The organism is Bacillus paranthracis, from assembly GCF_001883995.1.
Lineage (GTDB): Bacteria > Bacillota > Bacilli > Bacillales > Bacillaceae_G > Bacillus_A > Bacillus_A paranthracis.
Genome location: NZ_MACE01000049.1, coordinates 84,912 through 107,030, shown reverse-complemented (window position 1 = coordinate 107,030; position 22,119 = coordinate 84,912). Strand labels below are relative to the sequence as shown.

Genomic DNA, 22,119 nt, shown 5'->3' with positions numbered 1-22,119 from the left:
ATAAAAAGAGTAAGTAACAAGGTTTTAAAAGTTCTTTGGCGTTACATTTGCTAGTTGCCTAACGGTATAAAAAGACATCTTAATTTATGTCTGTATAATTAAAGGCTTTTTCATTACTATATAGAAATTACATATTTAACATCGGTTTGTGCAGGTATTACTATTGTATGGAAAGGAATAACATGAAGGCAAGTACACTATATAAAAATAAAATAAATCTTAAGATGAGTAGTATGGGATGCAACTTGAACATATTTGACCTCCTTGAGTATATAAAGAATTTTAATACATCTTTGGTGAATTTAGAAGGAAAATATATTAGATGAATGGTGCTTGAATGGATATACGAATTTAATAGAGTAGTGAATGTCTAATAAATAAAGAAGTATTATGGGGGACACCTTGACTAGATTATTTATAAAGGGCAGGTCGATTTACCCGACGTGAAATATAAAAGTGATTAGATTTATATGTACAGAATAAGGGATAAATAAAAAAAGAGCATACATAAAAAGTACGCTCTAAAGAAAGATAGGTTTTATGAGTGGATAATCTCCATACGATAATATATGTTCGGTCGATGTAAATGTGTGAAAAATCAATAAATTGTCAATGAAATATCATGAAATGAGTAATTTTAGTCTATTAATAAGGTTTTGTAGTTAACCAAATTGTAAGGATTTTGTATAGAATGGATTAACAACTCGATAATAATCGTACTTCAGTTTCATATTTCGTATAGTTTGGATATTGTGTAATAGTTTGACATTTAGGTGTGGAAAGTTGATTAATTATAGAAATATTTGTAATTACTTCGTTACAAGGACCGAAAAATGTAACTTTTAATTTTGAATTTGGTGGGACTTTGAAAACAATAGGTTTTTTCTCCATGAAATCAGCTCCTATGATGCAGTATTATCGTATACTGCGTTTTTTGTTTAGATTATAAAGGCATATTAGTATAATATGAATCTTTAGTTGATAATGATATAAAGTTCACTACTATGCAGAGCCTGAATGTATAAATTATTAAGGGAATATTAATGAATCAAAATTTTTACATGTGTGGGCAGAGCGAAAAATGCGGTACATATTGGATAAAATAATTGGATACTAGAAGAGCATGTAACTATAGGTAGTTACATGTGTTATGAATACGTAAAGAGTCCCTTTACTGATACATAGTTTATTCAAATGAAATGAATTACATCTAGAAAACACATTGTATACACAACAACACTGTATAGTTATTCTTATATAATAATAAAAGTGAGGTATTTTGAATTGAAAAAGAAAAAGCTATTTTTAGGAACAATTATTTCATGCGTAGTACTGGCATTATCCGCATGTGGCTCCTCAGACAACGTAGTAACATCAAAAGTAGGAAATGTTACAGAGAAAGAGTTAAGTAAAGAATTAAGACAAAAATATGGGGAAAGTACTTTATACCAAATGGTGTTAAGTAAGGCGTTGCTCGATAAATATAAAGTTTCAGATAAGGAAGCAAAAAAGAAAGTAGAAGAAGCAAAAGATAAAATGGGTGAGAACTTTAAAGCGACTTTAGAACAACTTGGATTGAAAAATGAAGATGAATTAAAAGAAAAAATGAAGCCAGAAATTGCATTTGAGAAAGCGATTAAAGCGACTGTTACAGAAAAAGATGTAAAAGATAACTATAAACCAGAAATGAAGGTAAGTCACATTTTAGTAAAAGATGAAAAGACTGCTAAAGAAGTGAAAGAGAAAGTAAATAACGGAGAAGATTTTGCGGCTTTAGCGAAGCAATACTCAGAGGATACTGGTTCAAAAGAACAGGGCGGGGAAATAACTGGTTTTGCTCCAGGGCAAACAGTAAAAGAATTTGAGGAAGCTGCATATAAATTAGATGCAGGACAAGTAAGTGAACCAGTAAAAACAACTTACGGTTACCATATTATTAAAGTGACAGATAAAAAAGAATTAAAGCCATTTGATGAAGTAAAAGATTCAATTCGTAAAGATATAGAACAGCAAAGACTACAAGACACGACAGGTAAATGGAAACAACAAGTAGTCAATGAATTATTGAAAGATGCTGATATTAAGGTGAATGATAAAGAGTTTAAAAATACATTTGAATTTCTAGAAAAGAAATAATGACTGTAATTAGAAAAGGGAACCTTTAAAGGTTCCCTTTTCTAGTTAGTGTGTGAGTTATAAATAGATAGTAAGACAATACAATATTACATATAAATATTAAGAATTACAATGGAAATTTATGTAATTATTTTGAAGTAGGTTAATCATCACTTCATAGAATGTTGATATTATAATGTTTTGTTTCATCTCATTAAATATAAAACGAATTAATTAATTTTAGCCCATTATTTGTAGGCAGTAAGATTTGCGTAAGCTAATTATTAGTCAGGAATGAACAAAGCTTGAGTGGATTAAAGTTTCACTTTATAGAAGTGGATAAACATAATTTGCAGAATGAAACATACAATAAGATTGAAATATATTGACGTTAAATGAAGTGAAAAGCAGAGCATTCTATTAAGATGGATGTTCTTTTTCGTATGAAATTTTAAGGTGAAGAATGAATTATTGGATAGATAAATAAATGATGTAGGGGGAGAAAATGTGAAAGTAATTTTTCAAAGAGAAGACGGAGGGGAAATTTTTGAATCGTATGATGAAGATATAAATAACTTATTAGCAATTTTAAAAGAAACGAAAGGGATTAAGATCGGGATGGTTGACTATGAAGTATTAAAATACGAATTAGAGTATTTTCGGAACCCCAAAAAAGCAGTAACAGAGAGGGAATTACATATAATAGTACAACCAAAATATATTTAGTAATTAGAGTGAATTATTAATGAATAGTTTTATGTAGTATGTACGAAAAGAGAGTGTTTAAATTGCTCTCTTTTCATAGAAATTCATAAGGAACGAGTTTTGATTCTTTATAAATCTCATAGATTTTTTGAATTTAGGCAGGGATTTTATATTTGGGTAGATAAATGTTCATATAAGTTATTTTTATGTGAATATTGGAGGAGTAAAGATGAGTTTAGCAAGTTATATAGGGTGTAATGTAGAAATTCCATTAACGGATCCAGATTCTAATGATGTAATTGTTTTTGCGCCATGTTTTTCAGATGAAAGTATGCTTGAAATTGTACAAGAGTTTCAATTTCAAACAAGTTATACATATGAAGTTTCAACGAGTTGGGGCATTGAACTTGTTGAGTGGCAAACTGAAAGGGAGAAGAAAAAAGCTAATAGCTTTATGCACGATTATGGAAGGTTATTTAAATGATGGGGACTATTTTGAATTATTCAGTTGTTGGGTTGGTAATGAAGATAAGGAACGATTGGGAGAATTAAAATTAAAAATAAATCATTTTAATATAGATGAGATTCGTATTCCAGAAAGAACACTTGTCAGGATAGAAAAATAAATATAGAAATATAGGTGATTAGAAAAAACGACTTCTCTTTAAGTGAAGTCGTTTTTTAGTTGATACGTGAACTTCCTATTAAATGGGAAAAAGGATCATTTGATGAAGAAAAAATAAATTCCTTCTCGAAAGAACGTAGGTTCGTGTATAATTAGAACGAATGTTCTTGTATGTGTAGATAGTATACGATTTAGAAATAAAGTGAAAATGTAATTAGTGGGTGTTCATCATCCACTAATTACATTTTCACCAATCGGCTGTTTACGGGAAGTTGATCTTCGACTTACTTTCCTTGTATGTCTTGAGTTTTGAGGTGGGAGATTTCTTACCTGTTCATGCGGGGGAAATATGAGCCGAGCAATTATTAAAGAATAATCGAAGCGCAATATGTTTGAAATAGAATGGATAAATAATCGAGGAGATAGAGAAATGAATGATGTAAAGATGCAAAGAGCAAAAAGAGAATGGGTTCCATTTACAGTAATGTCGGAACAGTTATTAAGTATGCGAAAGGTTATTGGGGAGAAATTTAAAGTACAAAAACCATTTTTAACAAAAGAAGCAAAAGAGGGAATTTCTGATAAATTATTAATGTCATTATTGTCTGAGAAAGAAATATTGGTGACATATTTTGAAGATGGATACATACTTACAAGCTACATGACAGTTGTACATATAAATCCGCTAAAGCGCATTGTAATGTGTACTGACGCGTTTTATAAAACTTACGTATTTAATACCACGGATATTATTGAAATAGCGTAAAGTAAGCTATGTTAGATGTGAAACAGAAAAAATGAAACGGAAAAGCAGCTAGCTTCATACTAGCTGCTAAGCCCCAGGGAAAGGGAGAAAAAGATAGGGTACTCCAAAAATCAACAATAGCTGTATAACAGCCTGATTATAGTATGGACAAATTAAAAATTCTTAAACAGAACGATGAAAAAATAGGGTTAAGCTGTACCGACTTGGTTTTGATCCGCAAGGTCAGAATCAAACGTATTAGTCGCACTCACACCATTAAAAGTATTAACAACAAAACCAACGTTGGAAGCACCAGATCCATTATAAGCCTTCGTGTTTTCTTTTGGAGAAACGTTATAGAAATCACCTAAATTAAATGAACCGTTACTATTTTGTACAACTAAATTCCCTACAACTGAGGGCATAGTTCTCACCCACTTTACAATCATTTGTTAACACTACTATATGGTCTTATAGTCCAAAGGGTTCATCTAACGAAAATTGCGGAATAATAAAAGGTTTGAAGTGTAGCTTAATCCTATAATAAAAGTGTGTTACACTGAATGTAAGGTTACGTAATTAAAAATGGAAATTGTATAATTATCATATATGAAAACAAAGGAGGCAAAATGTAATGAATAATGTTATAAAAAAAGTAGATTTAACAGATGCAAAGTCAAGTAATCTTGTTGCACTTATTTATAGCAATGAAGTTATATTGGTGGAAGAAGCATTTTGTCCAAAGGAAATAAAATTAAAGTTTAATGAAATTGCAATTTTATCGGCTATTAAAACAGCGCATATAATGAAAGTATCCATTAGAAAAGAGCTTGACGCGTTTTTTCATGACACGGGTGTTTTATTGGTGAAGCATAGTGCTGAGTATGGAAACAGTCAATCTATCACTATGCATTTTGAACAATTTAAAAAGTTACAACATGAGATTGAGTATTTAAGTAAAAGTATGTAATAAGGCAAGAGGAAGATTCTTTCATAGAGGTGAACAGTTCTATGTTGAAAAAATGGTTTGAAAAATTTTTAGACGAATCTCACTGTAAACATAAATATAGTTTTATTAAGATGTAGGATATGGTAGAACAGTTATTAGTGGGTAATAAAAATATCGGAAATGTAAAAGTTACTGGTTTTTATAGTGTATGGAGAGAGAAAAATACAAAACAAGGAGTTTTCAAGAGATGATGTATTTGTTGGCAATTCTTCTTCCACCTGTAGCCGTATTATTTTGCGGAAAACCATTTCAAGCAGTAATTAATTTCATATTAACATTAATATTTTGGGTTCCAGGTGTTATTCATGCGATATTAGTTGTACATGATAAAAAAGCAGATCGGCGTTTAAAAAAACAAATTCAAGCATATGATGAAATAAATAAAAAGAACAGAAGATAGCTGAGTTGTGAAATGATTTAAAAAAGAAAGGGGGACTACCTCCTTTCTTTTTTCATTCTAGTTAAGTTTAAATTTTAGTGTAGCGGTAAGAATTTTTAATATAAGTATTGTGATAATTCGTTTTAGAGTGTGCGTTTAATAAACCGGTGTAAATGTTTTCAGGAACGTTAAAGAAATCATACATTCCATTCTTTAATTGAATGCGTAAAATCATAGAAAAAGGATTATATCCAACAGCAACTATAGTTTTGGAAATCACGGGAGATAACTCCATCATTACGCAACTCCTCACTTTTCATTTTTAATAATATCTTATAGATGTTGAGGTTGTGATGTTGAAATCTTTATAATTAAAGAGGTATTATACTTATATGCAATATATTAAATGTTCGTTATACGTAATTATAAGGAAGTTCACACGAAGTACATATCGTTGTGCTATTTTTATTTCACCTTTGATTTATAAATAAGAAAATATTGACCATTTGAAAAAAAGGTATATTATTTATACGAGGTATTAAAAATTCACTTTTTACATTCTATGCTTAAAGGGGCAGCATTATTAGAAAAATAGAAGTGAAAATACTTTGTGTAACAAGCATTCTAAAATTTATAATCTGTGAATTAGGAAAATATTGAATGCTCCAGGTCGATATACTTTCTTAATTTAATTCATTTTAGAAAGTGACCTCAATATTTTTAAGTAAATCAACGGGAGAATTGAAAGGCAGGAGAAAGTAACATGTCAGAAAATTATCGTTCTCGAGAGGAGCGACGACAAGTTAAAAAGAAAAAACAGCCAGCTTCTAAAACACAAAAACCAAAAGGTAAAACATCGTTCTTTCGCAAGTTTTTAATTACTTGTTTATTACTTGGTATTGTTGGTTTAGTGGGGGGAGTTGCTACCTTTTTTGTAATGATTAAGGATGCACCAAAACTTGAGAAAGCAAAACTTGTTAATCCGTTATCCTCAAAAATTTATGATAAAAATGGCGATTTGGTATATGAATACGGGAAAGAAAAGCGGACGAATGTTACGTATGATCAAATTCCTAAATTAGTAGAAAATGCATTTTTAGCAACAGAGGATGCACGTTTTTACGAGCATAGCGGAGTAGACTTTAAAGGTACTGCCCGTGCTGTTTTGGTGAGTCTTAAAGGAGATTACGGTTCACAAGGTGGAAGTACAATAACGCAACAGGTTATTAAAAATTACTTCTTATCGATGGAAAAAACATCAAAACGTAAAGTTCAGGAAATATATTTAGCGTATAAACTAGAACAACAATATTCAAAACATGAAATTTTAGAAATGTATTTAAATAAAATTAACTTAGGTAATCGTTCATATGGTATCGCAACAGCAGCACAAAACTATTATGGTAAAGAATTGAAGGAGTTAACATTACCAGAAGTTGCGATGCTTGCAGGTTTACCGAAAGCACCGAATAACTATGATCCAACGAAAAAAGAAAATGTTCAAAGGGCAACAGAAAGAAGAAATGTTGTACTAAAATTAATGAATCGACATGGATATATAACAAAACAGGAAATGGAAGAAGCATCAAAAGTTGACGTAGAAAAGGGACTCAAGCCTGCAACTCAACTTCAAGCAATGCCATACCCTGCATTTATGGATGCAGTTGTGAAAGAAGTAGAAAAAGAATTGCCCGATGCTAATATTGGCTCTGATGGTTTAGAAATTCATACAACTTTGGATCCAAAAGCACAGAAATTAGCTGACAATATTTTAAATACAAATATTATTAATTATCCAAATGATAAATTCCAAGGTGCTTTCACATTTATGGATACGAAAACAGGAGAAGTTCGTGCTATAGGTAGTGGGCGCGGTGAAAATAAAGCCGTATTTAAAGGGCATAATATGGCCATTGAATTAGATCGTGCAGCTGGTTCGACGATGAAGCCAATCTTTGATTACGGTCCTGCAATTGAATACTTAAAATGGGCTACGTATCATCAAATTGATGATTCTCCATTTAAATATTCAACTGGACAAGAACTTCGAAATGCAGACAGAAGTCATTTAGGTCCAATTACTATGCGTGAGGCGTTAAAAATGTCACGTAACGTTCCAGCAGTTAAAACTGCAAAAGAAGTAGGACTTAATAAATCAAAGGAATTCTCTGAGAAATTAGGTATTACATTTAAAAAAGCGCCAACAGAATCTACAGCTATTGGTACAAACGAAGTATCACCAACTGAAATAGCGGGTGCTTATGCGACATTTGGTAATGGTGGTAAGTATGCAAAACCGCATTTTGTTACGAAAGTAGTTTATCCAGACGGAAAGTCACAAAGTTTTGGACAAAAACCAAAACAAGTTATAGCTGACTCTACAGCATATATGATTACTGATATGCTGCGCTCAGTAGTGATATCAGGTACTGGTACAGCGGCAAATATTAGTTCTTTAGATGTTGCTGGTAAAACGGGTACAACAAACTATGATTCAAAACAATTAGCGAAATTTAACATTCCAGAAAGTGCAACTCGTGATAGTTGGTTTGCAGGTTATACACCGCAGTATACGATGGCAGTATGGACTGGATATATGAAAGATGGTAAAGACGAGTATATTAGTAGTAAAAATACGAAAATTGCACAACTGATCTTTAAAGAAATGATGAGTGAAATGGCTACGGATAAATCACGCTTTAAAATGCCAAGTAGTGTAATTCAAGAAGGCAGTGAGTTACGTATAAAAGGTGAAAAACGTGATTCTTCTCCAAATACGAGCGTACCGGATACAACGGAAAAACCAAAACAAGATCAACAGCAAAAAACTGAAGAAGAGAAAAAGCAAGAAGAATTAAAAAAACAAGAAGAACTTAAAAAACAAGAAGAAGAAAAGAAACAAGAGGAACTGAAGAAGCAGGAAGAACAAAAGAAACTAGAAGAGCAAAAGAAACAAGAAGAAGAAAAGAAACAAAATGAACAAAATAATGGGAATGGTCAAGGAACGACCCCTCCAGCAAATAACGGGGGAGGCCAAGGAAATACAACCCCTCCAGCAAATAACGGAGGAGGTCAAGGAAATACAACCCCTCCAGCAAATAACGGAGGAGGTCAAGGAAATACAACCCCTCCAGCAAATAATGGAGGAGGCCAAGGAAATACAACTCCACCAGCGACCACACAACCAGAAACTGGCGGTAATGCAGGAGAGGCCCCTGCTAATAATGGACAATAAGAAAATTTTATGAAAATTATTAAAAAGCACTTAAGATTTGTAGACATTACAATCTTAAGTGCTTTTTTCTTTTAAATGCAGTAGCTATGAGACAATGTATTTTAAATATTAAAAGTACCATAGAAATTTTGAAAATAAATTGAAGGAAAATGATAAAAAACTTGAGATTGAGGTAACGGAGGATAACTGTGGTTTTGAAAGGTGGTACTACTTGGATGTGCGCCATGATGCCAAAATGAGGGGGTAATTTGACCGGGAATTTGATAGTGTTGCCAAGTTGCGGGAAGTTCAATACCGACATCGGAACTAGCTGTATGAACGGCGGGAACGTGTATCCCAGGAGTCGAAGGAACTACGGCAGTTACTCTTGATGATACCCACATAAAAATATTCACTCCTAAGTTGCAATAATAAAGTAGTATATTCTTTTCACACATATAAAGGTACAGTTAGATAGGACTTTAGGCTAAAACATACGTATAAAGTTGTAAGACCAATTTAAAATGATGATGGACCATTTATTATAAAAAGATACGTCTATTTACGGAAGGCAAAGGCACGAAGAAAATGTAAAATGGAGGTGTTAATTGCAATAACATACGTGTTTATGGAGGAATTTTAATGGAACGATTATGGACGAAATCATTTATTCAAATGACTTTCGCAATGTTATTTTTATTTACAGCATTTTATTTACTTGTTCCAACACTCCCGCTCTTTATTAAAGAGATAGGTGGCAATGAATCACAAGTTGGACTCATGATGGGAATGTTTACAATAGCGGCAGTTGTAATACGACCGATTATTGGAGGGATGTTGGATCAATATGGTAGAAGATCCTTCATTATTTTCGGACTCATCTTTTTTGGGTTAACGATGTACTCTTATCATTTAGCGACGACTATTGTCCTTTTGGCTGTTTTACGTGTTATTCACGGAGTAACATGGGCTGTTTCTACAACAGCTGTTGGAACAGCGATAACTGATATTATTCCAGATTCTCGACGTGGTGAAGGTATGGGGTGGTATGGAATGGCTATGACGATTGCAATGGCAATCGGTCCAATGATTGGATTATCGGTTGTACAAAATTATTCATTTCACGGCCTATTCTTGTTAGCAACTCTTTTATCCTTTATGGCAGTCCTATTATCGTTAATGGCGAAAATGCCATTCACACCACAAAAAGAAAAAGGGAAAATGCAACTGTTTGAAAAATCTGTTCTATCCATTACGATAGTTGTATTCTTTTTATCATTTGCATATGGAGGGATTACGACGTTTTTACCGCTATTTGCATCGTCAATTGATGTGAATCCTGGGACATTCTTTCTTGTATATGCAATTGCTTTAACGATTGTAAGGCCAATTTCAGGAAAACTATTAGATAAGTATGGAGAAGTATTTATCATACTTCCGGCACTATGCATTACTATTATTGCAATAGTTGTATTAACGATTTCAAATGATTTAATAGGTGTAGTTATCGCAGCTACATTATATGGTGTTGGATTCGGTTCAGCACAGCCAGCATTGCAAGCGGCAATGCTTACAATTGTCGATCCGAGTAAAAGAGGAGTTGCGAACGCTTCATTTTTTACAGCGTTTGATTTAGGAATCGGGTTAGGTGCTATTTTACTTGGAGTTGTTTCACAAATGTTTGGTTATCGTATTTTATTTTCAGGGAGTGCAATTTCAGCATTAATAGCCTTAATTATTTTCGTCTTCTTTGTAAAACAACGATTAGGAAAAAAGAGTTTGCATAAACTGGGGGGGAATAAAGATGAGAATTTCAATTGATCGTAAAGCTCTACAATGGTTCGAGGAAGAATTACGTATAAAGCACGGTGAATCTGTACGTTTTACTGTAAGGTACGGAGGGAATAGTTCAATTCAGCCTGGTTATTCTTTAGGGATTGTTGCAGAGAAACCAGATGGGAAAATCGTGTCAGTTGAGAAAGAAGGCATTTTATTTTTTGTAGATGTTGATGATCTTTGGTACTTTCAAAATTATGATTTAGTTGTAAGTTATCATGAGGAAATAGAAGAAATTCAATTTAATTACGTAAAATAATAACTTTATTAAAAATAAATAAATTTTATATGGAAATTATATTTAGAGAATAGTGAAATAAATATAATGCAAAAAACGGGCTGTATATGAATACAGCTCGTTTTTTTATTTAGTAAAAGAAATTGTAAAGTAGGTATATATTTAACTGGATTATATGAATTAACTTTATATTTTGTTTTAAAGATAAATAAGGAGAAGTCTGTCCTTTCTTTATAAAATATGAAAATTATTTTTAAAAAATTGTATTGTTACATCGGTAAAAGTGTAGGAAACTTATCATTATAAAATAAATTGAAATCTTCTAAAAACTCTGATACATTGAAATAGAAATGTAGTTTCGCAATATTGTAAAGGCTTACAGTTATGTGCACGAAGATCTATTAGGATTGGAGGAAATAATGATGAAAGCTGAAGAAAAATTTTCCCCGGGATTAGATGGTGTAGTGGCAGCGGAGACGAAGATTTCGTTTCTTGACACAGTGAAAGGTGAAATTGTAATTCAAGGGTATGATTTAATCGAACTCTCAAAAACAAAAGAGTACTTAGACATTGTGCACCTTTTATTGGAAGAACATCTACCGAATGCAGATGAAAAAGCAACACTTGAAAAGAAATTAAAAGAAGAATACGCGGTACCAGAAGGTGTATTCAACGTACTGAAGGCATTACCGAAAGAAACGCACCCTATGGATGGATTGCGTACAGGTGTGTCCGCATTAGCTGGTTACGATAATGATATTGAAAACCGCTCGTTAGAAGTAAACAAAAGCCGCGGATACAAATTATTGAGTAAAGTACCAAACATAGTAGCGAATAGCTATCATATTTTAAATAATGAAGAGCCAATTGAGCCACTTAAGGAATTATCATATAGCGCGAATTTCTTCTATATGTTAACAGGTAAAAAACCAACTGAACTTGAGGAGAAGATCTTTGATCGTTCCCTTGTTTTATATAGTGAACATGAAATGCCAAACTCTACATTTACAGCGCGCGTTATTGCATCTACGCAATCCGACTTATATGGTGCTTTAACAGGTGCGGTTGCATCTTTAAAAGGTAGCTTACATGGCGGTGCGAACGAAGCGGTTATGTACATGCTTTTAGAAGCTGGTAATGTTGAAAAGTTTGAAGAGTTATTACAGAAGAAACTATATAACAAAGAAAAAATTATGGGCTTTGGACACCGTGTATATATGAAGAAGATGGACCCAAGAGCACTGATGATGAAGGAAGCTTTAAAACAGTTATGTGATGTAAAAAGTGATTATACACTATATGAAATGTGTGAAGCTGGAGAGAAGATTATGGAGAAGGAAAAAGGAATTTATCCAAACCTTGATTATTATGCAGCTCCAGTATATTGGATGCTTGGTATTCCAATTCAACTATACACGCCAATCTTCTTTAGCTCTAGAACAGTAGGACTATGTGCGCACGTTATTGAGCAACATGCGAACAATCGTTTGTTCCGTCCACGTGTAAATTATATTGGCGAGCGACATGTGCTTAGTAAATAAGAACAACTGGGGAGTTGTTAGCACCGCCCGCCAGATGGGTGTTTGACCGACACCCATCATTAATAATAACGAATTTTCGACAGAAAGGGAAGGATAGCATGATTAAAACAAATGAAATTAAACAAAAAGATGCATTATTAGAAGAGATTACGGATTATGTATTAAATAAAGAGGTAACAAGTGCAGAAGCATTCAGTACTGCTCGTTACGTATTACTTGATACACTTGGATGCGGAATTTTAGCATTACAATATCCAGAATGTACGAAATTATTAGGACCAGTTGTACCAGGAACAATCGTGCCAAATGGTACACGTGTACCAGGTACGTCATATGTACTTGATCCAGTGAAAGGTGCATTTAATATCGGCTGTATGATCCGTTGGTTAGACTATAACGATACTTGGCTTGCAGCAGAGTGGGGACATCCATCTGATAACTTAGGCGGAATTTTAGCTGTGGCAGATTATATTAGCCGTGTTCGTATTTCAGAAGGAAAAGAACCGTTAAAAGTACGTGAAGTATTAGAAATGATGATTAAAGCACATGAAATTCAAGGTGTACTTGCTTTAGAAAACAGCTTAAACCGCGTTGGCCTTGACCACGTATTATATGTAAAAGTAGCAACAACTGCTGTAGTTGCGAAAATGCTTGGCGGAACACGTGAAGAAATCTTTAATGCATTATCACATGCATGGATTGATAATTCTAGTCTTCGTACATATCGTCATGCTCCAAATACGGGATCACGTAAATCATGGGCAGCAGGTGATGCAACGAGCCGCGGTGTTCATCTTGCAATGACTGCTCTAAAAGGTGAAATGGGTTACCCTACAGCATTATCTGCACCAGGATGGGGATTCCAAGATGTATTATTCAATAAACAAGAATTAAAATTAGCAAGACCATTAGATTCTTATGTAATGGAAAATGTATTATTTAAAGTTTCATATCCAGCAGAATTCCATGCACAAACAGCTGCAGAATGTGCTGTGAAATTACATCCAGAAATTAAAGGGAAATTAGATGAGATTGACCGTATTACAATTACAACGCACGAATCAGCAATTCGTATTATTGATAAAGAAGGTCCATTAAATAACCCAGCGGATCGTGATCATTGCTTACAATACATTACGGCAATTGGTTTATTAAAAGGGGATATCGTTGCGGATGATTATGAGGATGCAGTAGCAAATGATCCACGTGTAGATGAATTACGTAATAAGATGGTTGTTGTTGAAAATAAACAGTACAGTTTAGATTACCTTGACCCGAACAAGCGCTCAATCGCCAACGCTGTTCAAGTTCATTTCAAAGATGGAACTGTAACAGAAAATGTGGAATGTGAATATCCACTTGGTCACCGTTTCCGTAGAGACGAAGCAATTCCAAAAGTTGTTCAAAAATTCACTGCAAATATGGCAGGTCATTATTCTAGTAAGCAACAAGAACAAATTCATGAAGCTTGTTTAAATGAAGAGAAACTAGAAAATATGAATGTAAATGAATTTGTAGATCTATTCTTAATTTAATAATAGGGGGAATCTAGAATGGCTTGGGTTGTGGATAAACAGTCAACACAAGAAGAGCTTGCGAATCGCTTCCGAGCTTTAGTAGAAGCAAATGAAATTTTACAGATTCCAGGTGCTCATGATGCAATGGCAGCTCTTGTTGCGAAAAATACAGGTTTTTCAGCTCTTTATTTATCGGGAGCTGCTTATACTGCAAGTAAAGGGCTACCGGATTTAGGAATCGTAACGTCTACTGAAGTAGCAGAGAGAGCAAGAGATTTAGTAAGAGCTACAAATTTACCTGTTCTTGTTGACATTGATACAGGGTTTGGTGGTGTATTAAATGTAGCGAGAACTGCTGTAGAAATGGTGGAAGCGAAAGTAGCAGCTGTCCAAATTGAAGATCAGCAATTACCAAAGAAATGTGGCCATTTAAATGGTAAGAAACTCGTTACGACAGAAGAATTAGTTCAAAAAATTAAAGCGATTAAAGAAGTTGCACCGAGCTTATATATTGTAGCGCGCACAGATGCTCGTGGTGTAGAAGGATTAGATGAAGCAATTGAAAGAGCGAATGCATATGTAAAAGCAGGTGCAGACGCAATTTTCCCAGAAGCGCTACAATCAGAAGAGGAATTCCGTCTATTTAATAGCAAGGTAAATGCACCTTTATTAGCGAATATGACTGAATTCGGAAAAACACCGTATTATAGTGCAGAGGAATTTGCGAATATGGGCTTCCAAATGGTTATTTATCCTGTAACTTCACTTCGCGTAGCAGCGAAAGCGTATGAGAATGTGTTTACTTTAATTAAGGAAACTGGTTCTCAAAAAGATGCACTTTCTAATATGCAAACGAGAAGTGAGTTATATGAAACAATTTCATATCATGACTTTGAAGAACTAGATACTGGAATTGCAAAAACAGTATTATCAGAGGATCAATAGATAAAACAACTAAGGCGATGAGAATACATCTTTAGCAAGACAAACTGCTTGATGTGAAAATTCATCGCCTTCTGTTTTCAAAAATAAGATATTCCACTCATCGTAGACGAGCATATGTAGTAGCAAGTAAGGCCGAAATGATAGGGGGATTCAGATGGAGAAAACGAAGTTACCGTGGGATGAATTTTTTTCACTTAATAAAGATGTGAATCATGCTTTCTTTACGCCAGAAGATTTTTCAGGAGACGAAGATTTAATCGCAAAAACGACTGAACAATTCGTTAAACAAGAAATTGTTCCACAAATGGAGAATATTGAACAACATAACTATAAAGTTTCTCGTCAATTGTTTGAGAAAGCTGGAGAACTTGGATTATTAAGTATCGAGGTTCCAGATGAATATGGCGGATTTGAATTAGGAAAGGCAGTTTCAGGGCTTGTAGCAGAAAAAATGGGATACGCTGGTGCATTTAGCGTTTCATTTAATATACACGCAGGTGTAGGTACATTGCCTTACATATATTACGGAACGAAAGAACAAAAAGAAAAATATTTGCCGAAAATTGCATCAGGAGAATGGATTGGGGCTTATGCTTTAACTGAACCAAATGCTGGTTCTGATGCTTTAAGTGCAAAAACGAGTGCAGTATTAAATGAAGATGGTACTGCTTGGAAGTTAAATGGTGAGAAGCAATGGATTACAAATGCTCATATGGCAGATGTATACGTTGTTTTTGCGAAGACAAATAAAGGAATGACAGCGTTTATTGTCGAAAGAACATGTGAAGGGGTATCTATTGGGCTAGAAGAAAAGAAAATGGGGATTAAAGGTTCTTCAACGGCTACCCTTATTTTAGAAGATGTTGTCATACCTGCTGAAAATGTTTTAGGGGAAGTTGGGAAAGGGCATCACGTAGCTCTTAATATTCTTAACTTTGCTAGATTAAAACTTGCCTTTGGAAATATTGGAACAGCAAAGCAAGCAATTGGATTGTCCGTTCAATACGGAAAAGAACGTAAACAGTTTCAAACGGAATTAGTAGACTTTACGATGATTCAAGAGAAAATTGCAAATATGATCATTGCTACATATGGAGCAGAAAGTGCAGCGTATCGTACAGCAGGTGTAATTGATGAAGCAATTCATGAGAGCGATGAAGATCTTATGAAGAAAATGTCTCAATTTGCAATTGAATGTGCACTGAATAAAGTAAATGCTTCTGAAACACTTGGTCATATCGTAGATGAAGCTGTACAAATTCATGGTGGTTACGGTTATATGCAAGAGTATGAAGTAGAACGATTATACCGTGATGCTAGAATTAGTCGTATTTTTGAAGGGACGAACGAAATTAATAGATTAACAGTTGCCAAAATGTTAATGAAGCAAATGGAACAAATTGAAGATACTGAAATAGAGATTGATGTAGAAAATGTCGAAAGAAACCATCGTTACATTTTATTAGCGAAAAAATTGTTGAAACAATCTTTGAAAACGCTCTCTAAAACTCCAGGTTTAAAAATTGATCAAGAGCAAGAATATTCACGTGTATTATCAAATATGTTAACGGACGTGTACGTCATGGAATCAGCATTTTTACGTACGAGTAAAGCAATTAGTAAAAATGGTGCAGAAAAAGAGCGTACGAAACAAATGATAACTGACGTTATTTGTGAAGAAGGCTATCGCAAAGTAGAAGAATCAGCGATTTCTATACTTTCCGCGGCTATTACAGAAGAACAAGATAGACACGTGATTTTAACTGAAATTCGTCAATTATTAGTGCCTTTATACACGAACGTATTTACAAAAAAGAGAGAAATTGCGAAAGCTATTATAAATCGCGGAAAGTATATTGTGTAAATAGGAGGAAAGCGATATGAAAAAGATTGGTTTTATCGGTTTAGGTAACATGGGTCTTCCGATGTCTAAAAATTTAGTTAAATCAAGTTACACAGTATATGGTGTGGATTTAAATAAAAATGCTGAAGCTTCTTTTGAAAAAGAAGGCGGAATTATCGGCTTATCAATTTCAAAACTAGCAGAAACATGCGATGTAATTTTTACAAGTTTACCTTCACCTCGCGCTGTTGAAGCGGTATATTTTGGCGAAGAAGGATTATTTGAAAATAGTCACTCGAATGTAGTTTTAATTGATACAAGTACTGTATCTCCACAGTTAAACAAACAGTTAGAGGAAGCTGCAAAGGAAAAGAAAGTAGACTTTTTAGCAGCACCTGTTAGTGGTGGGGTAATTGGAGCTGAAAACCGTACATTAACATTTATGGTTGGTGGATCAAAAAAGGTATATGAAAAGACGGAATCTATCATGGGTGTATTAGGTGCGAACATTTTCCATGTTAGTGAGCAAATTGATAGTGGGACAACAGTTAAATTAATTAATAACCTATTAATTGGTTTTTATACAGCTGGTGTGAGTGAAGCTTTAACATTAGCGAAAAAGAACAATATGGATTTAGATAAAATGTTTGATATTTTAAATGTAAGCTATGGTCAAAGTAGAATTTATGAGCGCAATTATAAAAGTTTTATTGCATCAGAAAACTACGAGCCAGGTTTTACTGTAAATTTATTAAAGAAAGATTTAGGGTTTGCAGTAGATTTAGCGAAAGAAAGTGAGCTTCACTTACCAGTAAGCGAAATGCTATTAAACGTATATGAAGAAGCAAGTGAAGCTGGGTATGGTGAAAACGATATGGCTGCTTTATATAAGAAAGTTAGTGAACAATTAATTTCTAATCAAAAATAATAGACTTATAAACATCATAAAAAAGGAGAGAATATAATGATTACAACTGAAATTAAACGAGTAAAAAATCATATTAATGGTGAGTGGGTAGAATCTACTGGTACAGAAGTAGAAGCAGTTCCAAATCCGGCGACTGGAAAAATTATCGCTTACGTTCCGCTATCTCCGAAAGAAGATGTTGAAAAAGCTGTTGAAGCGGCAAAAGCAGCATACGAAACATGGTCTAAAGTACCAGTTCCGAATCGTTCAAGACAATTGTATAAATATTTACAGCTTTTACAAGAAAACAAAGAAGAACTTGCAAAAATCATTACGCTAGAAAATGGTAAAACATTAACGGATGCAACTGGTGAAGTACAACGTGGTATTGAAGCAGTAGAACTTGCAACATCTACTCCAAATTTAATGATGGGACAAGCACTTCCGAATATTGCAAGCGGCATTGATGGATCAATTTGGCGCTACCCAATTGGAGTTGTTGCTGGAATTACGCCGTTTAACTTCCCGATGATGATTCCATTATGGATGTTCCCGCTTGCAATTGCTTGTGGTAATACATTCGTATTAAAAACATCTGAAAGAACGCCACTTTTAGCAGAGCGACTTGTAGAGTTATTCTATGAAGCTGGCTTCCCGAAAGGCGTATTAAATTTAGTGCAAGGCGGAAAAGATGTTGTAAATAGCATTTTAGAAAATAAAGATATTCAAGCTGTTTCGTTCGTTGGATCTGAGCCGGTAGCTCGTTACGTATATGAAACAGGTACGAAACATGGGAAACGTGTACAAGCGTTAGCTGGTGCGAAAAACCATGCGATTGTTATGCCAGATTGCAATCTTGAGAAAACGGTACAAGGTGTAATTGGATCTGCATTTGCAAGTAGTGGAGAGCGCTGCATGGCATGTTCAGTAGTAGCAGTAGTTGATGAAATTGCAGATGAGTTCATCGACGTACTAGTAGCAGAGACGAAGAAGTTAAAAGTAGGTGACGGTTTCCACGAAGATAATTATGTTGGACCATTAATTCGTGAGTCTCATAAAGAACGCGTATTGGGCTATATTAACAGCGGTGTAGCAGATGGAGCTACTTTATTAGTAGATGGCCGTAAAATTAAGGAAGAAGTTGGAGAAGGTTACTTTGTAGGTGCGACAATCTTTGACGGTGTAAATCAAGAAATGAAAATTTGGCAAGATGAGATTTTTGCTCCAGTATTAAGCATTGTACGTGTTAAAGATTTAGAAGAAGGTATTAAACTAACAAATCAATCTAAATTTGCAAATGGTGCGGTTATTTATACATCAAGCGGTAAACATGCACAAACGTTCCGTGATAACATCGATGCGGGCATGATCGGTGTAAACGTAAACGTTCCAGCACCAATGGCATTCTTCGCATTCGCAGGAAATAAAGCTTCATTCTTTGGTGATTTAGGTACAAATGGTACAGATGGCGTTCAATTCTATACACGTAAAAAAGTTGTAACTGAGCGCTGGTTTTAATATAAAGTAGACAGCCAAATCAGTTGTTAAAAGAAAACCACCACTATTCATAGTGGTGGTTTTCTTCTTGTTAATTGCTTTTTTCAAAAGCGAGTTTAATACCAAAACCAATTAAGACAATTCCCGTTAACCCTTGAATATAACGTTGTGTCTTCGGTTTTTTCATAAAAGCACTAATTTTATCAATTAAAAATATATAAAAAGCGAACCAAATAACTGTTAAAACTAGGTAAGTAAGGCCCATTATAAGAAGTTGGATAAACGTATTATGATTTGGATTTAAAAATTGCGGTAAAAATGTTAAAAAGAAGACTGCGATTTTAGGGTTTAATAAATTTGTAAGAAACCCTTGGCGAAAGCAAGAAGTATTCTCGTTTGCGTTATTCAAAGATATATCGTTCGTATTGACGCCTTCTTTATTTCTTACTGCTAAAAGGGCTTTAATACCAATATAAATTAAATATAGAGCTCCAACGTACTTGAAAATAGAAAATAAAAGAGCTGACTTTACAATAAGTGCGGAAAGTCCGATTACTGCTGCTAAAGTATGAATCAATAGTGCAACACATGTACCGAACACTGTTTTCACCCCGCCTACCTTACCAGCAACTAATGTGTTTTTCGTAGCCATTGCAGTATCAGGACCAGGTAAAATAATAAGACAAATAGACATAATGATGAAAAGAAAATAATTTTCAATCATAGTCGCTCCTCCTTCTTTTATTTTTAGAATATTTAATTAAAAATAGTGTAGCACATAATTCGGTTTAATAAAATTAAATTTTATTAAAATTTATTAAATAGGAAAAAGGCTATATAGGCGTGTAATTATACGACTATATAGCCCCAATTTAATCCCGTATGAAAGGGCGATTGCTTCTACTAATAATAAGAGGGAGATAAACCCTACTTATTAAATTCTCACTTTACGCATTAAGTAAGTTAAAGAACCGGTTTACATCTTCTTCTGAAACATCACTTAACTGCTTATATTTATAATTTGGATTTTGGTCTTTATCAACGACAACAGATCGTACTCCTTCAAAGAAATCTTCATGTCTCATGAAGTTTTTAGCAAGTACAAGGTCAGTAGCGAAACATTCTTCAACGGACTTATTTTGTCCATCAATAAACTGTTTTAATGTTACTTTTAGTGAAATAGGAGATTTTGATAATAACGTTTCTTTCGCTTTTAAAGCAAAGGAACTTTGATCTTTCCCTAATGAATGAATAATTTCTTCAATTGTATCGAATGCAAAATGTGAATTAATTTCTTCTAATGAAGGAGCAAGCTCGCTTTCTAATGTTGGAGCAGTTGCGAATGTACGAATGACTTCTTTTAAATGAGTATGTACATCATCTTCTTTAGACCAATTTACACTTTCCAGTTCAGTAAGGAAATTTGGTAATGAATCAGATGCAATAAAATAATCAGCAGCGTTTATAAATAATACGTCAGAAGCTTTTAAAATAGATGCTGTTAAAGCGACATAGCGGCCGGCATACCCTGGAGCTTTATTTAAGAAATAAGCAGCACCGACGTCTGGGAAGAAGCCAATATTCATCTCTGGCATTGCCCATTTCGTACGCTCAGTTACAATTCTGTATTTCGCACCATTTGTAAGACCGACACCACCACCCATTACAATTCCATCTAAACAAGCGATAATCGGTTTTTTATATTGATAAATATATGTATCAATTTCATACTCTTCTTCAAAGAAACGTTCCGCATGCTGCAATGCAGCTTCATTTGAACGTGCTTCATAAAGAGTTTTAATGTCGCCACCTGCACAAAAACCTTTTGTGCCAGCTCCTTTTAATACGATAAGCGCAATTCGCTCATCATGTTCCCACTCTTTCAGTTTTTGCCCAATTGGTTGCAACATGTCATAAGATAAAGAATTAAGTGCTTTTGGGCGGTTTAAAGTAATTGATGCAACGCCGTTTTCGCTAACAGAAAATAAAACGTGTTCAGTCATAATTCATCCTCCCTTACATATCTTCTTATTCTTAATTCTTTATACGTACTGAAATGTCCTTTATAAATTTTGTCTAAAGTTGGCGGTATATGTTAATTTATCCACTGCATATTTTGACGAGTTATATTTGCAGGATTTTGGAGGTTGAAAATGAATATTACAACATTACTGTAATTGTAATTATTTGAAGTTACCATGATAAACACGCTATTATATATGTGTAAATTGTACATAATCACTTCGAAAAGAGTATTTGAAGTGATTATAATGAAAGAAAAATTGCTTTTCATTAGAAATAGAGAAAGGAGAAATCGGAATGCCAGTACCTTTACTATTGTCGGTGATTATTTTGTCTTCTTTAATGATAGGGATAACGCAATATTTTCATCATACAGATACGACAGAGGAAGTGAAGGATAAAGTACGACTTGTATTTCCGATTTTTATCATATCTATTTCTTTTTGCATTTTATTAAATAAAGATGGGTACATTGTTGCAGTATTTTCATTTTTTGTAGCGATTGTTTTCATTACAGTTTTATATTATGTAATGAAAGAATTTATCCAAAAATAAAGATGTCATATGAGACATTTTTATTTTTGGAAAGAATAAAATTTCACATACCGTATTATATGTGAAATTAAAAAAACATATCGCAATAGAAAAGTATGTACTTTACCGTGTATTTACTTGTCAATCTTGCATAGCCAATATACTATTAATAGTGTAGAGATTAGAAAAAGGGGTTGTATCTATCATGAAATTTGAGATGCACACAAAAATTATTTCAAATGAAAAAGAAGTAAGATTACATATAGAAGAAAACATATTTCAATTAAAATTGGATGGTTATCACTTATTTACAGTTCAAGAAATATTACCTTTATATAAATCAAATGAAGAAAGAATCGGTAGTGCAATGATACAAAAGTTAGAATGGGAGAACGGAAAAACTACAATAAACTATCAACTTGTATCACTAAATTCAGTAAATTAAAA

24 protein-coding genes are annotated in these 22,119 nt (G+C 33.7%); 18 read left to right on the top strand and 6 right to left on the bottom strand.

Features of this window, described 5'->3' with window-relative positions:
* Positions 1–696: 696 nt before the first annotated feature.
* A complete protein-coding gene (locus tag BAQ46_RS17485; protein ID WP_071742236.1) occupies positions 697–891 on the bottom strand; it encodes a hypothetical protein in 195 nt (64 codons plus the stop codon).
* Positions 892–1,284: 393 nt separating this feature from the next.
* Here BAQ46_RS17485 and BAQ46_RS17480 point away from each other — a divergent pair, with 393 nt between their 5' ends.
* From BAQ46_RS17480 to BAQ46_RS17465, 5 genes are all read left to right on the top strand, one after another.
* Positions 1,285–2,136, top strand: a complete 852-nt coding sequence (locus tag BAQ46_RS17480) for a peptidylprolyl isomerase PrsA (RefSeq protein ID WP_071742235.1) — start codon at positions 1,285–1,287, stop codon at positions 2,134–2,136.
* A 486-nt stretch (positions 2,137–2,622) separates the two neighbouring features.
* The gene (locus BAQ46_RS17475; RefSeq protein ID WP_071742234.1) at positions 2,623–2,841 is read left to right on the top strand and encodes a hypothetical protein; all 219 of its coding nucleotides are present in this window, start codon (positions 2,623–2,625) and stop codon (positions 2,839–2,841) included.
* 208 nt (positions 2,842–3,049) lie between these two features.
* Positions 3,050–3,304, top strand: a complete 255-nt coding sequence (locus tag BAQ46_RS17470) for a hypothetical protein (protein ID WP_046197489.1) — start codon at positions 3,050–3,052, stop codon at positions 3,302–3,304.
* Positions 3,285–3,446, top strand: coding sequence for a hypothetical protein (locus BAQ46_RS30720; protein ID WP_169823865.1), 162 nt, complete (start codon positions 3,285–3,287; stop codon positions 3,444–3,446). Before BAQ46_RS17470 ends, BAQ46_RS30720 begins: the two co-directional genes overlap by 20 nt.
* A gap of 429 nt (positions 3,447–3,875) precedes the next feature.
* Positions 3,876–4,211 carry a YolD-like family protein gene (locus BAQ46_RS17465; protein ID WP_001000620.1) on the top strand — a complete coding sequence of 112 codons (336 nt, stop codon included), beginning with the start codon at positions 3,876–3,878 and terminating at the stop codon, positions 4,209–4,211.
* A 188-nt stretch (positions 4,212–4,399) separates the two neighbouring features.
* Here the strand turns inward: BAQ46_RS17465 and gerPF are convergent, their stop codons facing one another.
* A complete protein-coding gene (gene gerPF, locus BAQ46_RS17460) occupies positions 4,400–4,615 on the bottom strand; it encodes a spore germination protein GerPF (protein ID WP_001141565.1) in 216 nt (71 codons plus the stop codon).
* 209 nt (positions 4,616–4,824) lie between these two features.
* Between gerPF and BAQ46_RS17455 the strand changes: the two genes are divergently transcribed.
* On the top strand, positions 4,825–5,160 hold the full coding sequence (locus BAQ46_RS17455) for a hypothetical protein (RefSeq protein ID WP_001066866.1): 336 nt from the start codon (positions 4,825–4,827) through the stop codon (positions 5,158–5,160).
* Between the two features lie 226 nt (positions 5,161–5,386).
* A complete protein-coding gene (locus BAQ46_RS17450) occupies positions 5,387–5,599 on the top strand; it encodes a YqaE/Pmp3 family membrane protein (protein ID WP_000990231.1) in 213 nt (70 codons plus the stop codon).
* A gap of 67 nt (positions 5,600–5,666) precedes the next feature.
* Here the strand turns inward: BAQ46_RS17450 and BAQ46_RS17445 are convergent, their stop codons facing one another.
* Entirely contained in the window at positions 5,667–5,876 is a 210-nt protein-coding gene (locus tag BAQ46_RS17445) for a KTSC domain-containing protein (RefSeq protein WP_029438178.1), read from the bottom strand.
* 465 nt (positions 5,877–6,341) lie between these two features.
* On the opposite strand from BAQ46_RS17445, the gene BAQ46_RS17440 reads away from it, so the two are divergent.
* On the top strand, positions 6,342–8,813 hold the full coding sequence (locus tag BAQ46_RS17440) for a transglycosylase domain-containing protein (RefSeq protein ID WP_071742233.1): 2,472 nt from the start codon (positions 6,342–6,344) through the stop codon (positions 8,811–8,813).
* 101 nt (positions 8,814–8,914) lie between these two features.
* Here BAQ46_RS17440 and BAQ46_RS17435 read toward each other — a convergent pair whose 3' ends face one another.
* Positions 8,915–9,196: a hypothetical protein gene (locus tag BAQ46_RS17435; RefSeq protein WP_061130890.1), complete on the bottom strand. Its 282-nt coding sequence runs from the start codon at positions 9,194–9,196 to the stop codon at positions 8,915–8,917.
* Positions 9,197–9,434: 238 nt separating this feature from the next.
* Here BAQ46_RS17435 and BAQ46_RS17430 point away from each other — a divergent pair, with 238 nt between their 5' ends.
* The 8 genes from BAQ46_RS17430 (at position 9,435) to BAQ46_RS17395 (ending at position 19,137) form a co-directional block, all read left to right on the top strand.
* A complete protein-coding gene (locus BAQ46_RS17430) occupies positions 9,435–10,613 on the top strand; it encodes an MFS transporter (protein WP_061130891.1) in 1,179 nt (392 codons plus the stop codon).
* Positions 10,597–10,887, top strand: coding sequence for a HesB/YadR/YfhF family protein (locus BAQ46_RS17425; RefSeq protein ID WP_071742232.1), 291 nt, complete (start codon positions 10,597–10,599; stop codon positions 10,885–10,887). The genes BAQ46_RS17430 and BAQ46_RS17425 overlap by 17 nt, the downstream gene beginning before the upstream one ends.
* Before the next feature lie 398 nt (positions 10,888–11,285).
* The gene (mmgD, locus tag BAQ46_RS17420; RefSeq protein WP_061130893.1) at positions 11,286–12,407 is read left to right on the top strand and encodes a citrate synthase; all 1,122 of its coding nucleotides are present in this window, start codon (positions 11,286–11,288) and stop codon (positions 12,405–12,407) included.
* A gap of 98 nt (positions 12,408–12,505) precedes the next feature.
* Positions 12,506–13,942, top strand: coding sequence for a 2-methylcitrate dehydratase (gene prpD / locus BAQ46_RS17415; protein ID WP_000598131.1), 1,437 nt, complete (start codon positions 12,506–12,508; stop codon positions 13,940–13,942).
* An 18-nt stretch (positions 13,943–13,960) separates the two neighbouring features.
* Positions 13,961–14,869 (top strand): methylisocitrate lyase, encoded by a 909-nt coding sequence (gene prpB / locus BAQ46_RS17410; RefSeq protein WP_000312633.1) that lies wholly within the window; start codon positions 13,961–13,963, stop codon positions 14,867–14,869.
* Between the two features lie 154 nt (positions 14,870–15,023).
* Entirely contained in the window at positions 15,024–16,733 is a 1,710-nt protein-coding gene (locus tag BAQ46_RS17405) for an acyl-CoA dehydrogenase family protein (protein ID WP_071742231.1), read from the top strand.
* 16 nt (positions 16,734–16,749) lie between these two features.
* Positions 16,750–17,640 (top strand): NAD(P)-dependent oxidoreductase, encoded by an 891-nt coding sequence (locus tag BAQ46_RS17400; protein WP_000719437.1) that lies wholly within the window; start codon positions 16,750–16,752, stop codon positions 17,638–17,640.
* Positions 17,641–17,676: 36 nt separating this feature from the next.
* Positions 17,677–19,137, top strand: coding sequence for a CoA-acylating methylmalonate-semialdehyde dehydrogenase (locus BAQ46_RS17395; protein ID WP_000633358.1), 1,461 nt, complete (start codon positions 17,677–17,679; stop codon positions 19,135–19,137).
* A gap of 70 nt (positions 19,138–19,207) precedes the next feature.
* On the opposite strand, the gene BAQ46_RS17390 is transcribed toward BAQ46_RS17395, so the two are convergent.
* Positions 19,208–19,840 (bottom strand): LysE family translocator, encoded by a 633-nt coding sequence (locus tag BAQ46_RS17390; RefSeq protein ID WP_000572339.1) that lies wholly within the window; start codon positions 19,838–19,840, stop codon positions 19,208–19,210.
* A 223-nt stretch (positions 19,841–20,063) separates the two neighbouring features.
* On the bottom strand, positions 20,064–21,119 hold the full coding sequence (locus tag BAQ46_RS17385) for an enoyl-CoA hydratase/isomerase family protein (RefSeq protein ID WP_071742230.1): 1,056 nt from the start codon (positions 21,117–21,119) through the stop codon (positions 20,064–20,066).
* A 316-nt stretch (positions 21,120–21,435) separates the two neighbouring features.
* Here BAQ46_RS17385 and BAQ46_RS17380 point away from each other — a divergent pair, with 316 nt between their 5' ends.
* On the top strand, positions 21,436–21,693 hold the full coding sequence (locus tag BAQ46_RS17380) for a hypothetical protein (RefSeq protein ID WP_001145041.1): 258 nt from the start codon (positions 21,436–21,438) through the stop codon (positions 21,691–21,693).
* Positions 21,694–21,877: 184 nt separating this feature from the next.
* The gene (locus tag BAQ46_RS17375) at positions 21,878–22,117 is read left to right on the top strand and encodes a DUF2584 domain-containing protein (protein ID WP_000667348.1); all 240 of its coding nucleotides are present in this window, start codon (positions 21,878–21,880) and stop codon (positions 22,115–22,117) included.
* The last annotated feature ends 2 nt before the right edge of the window (positions 22,118–22,119 follow it).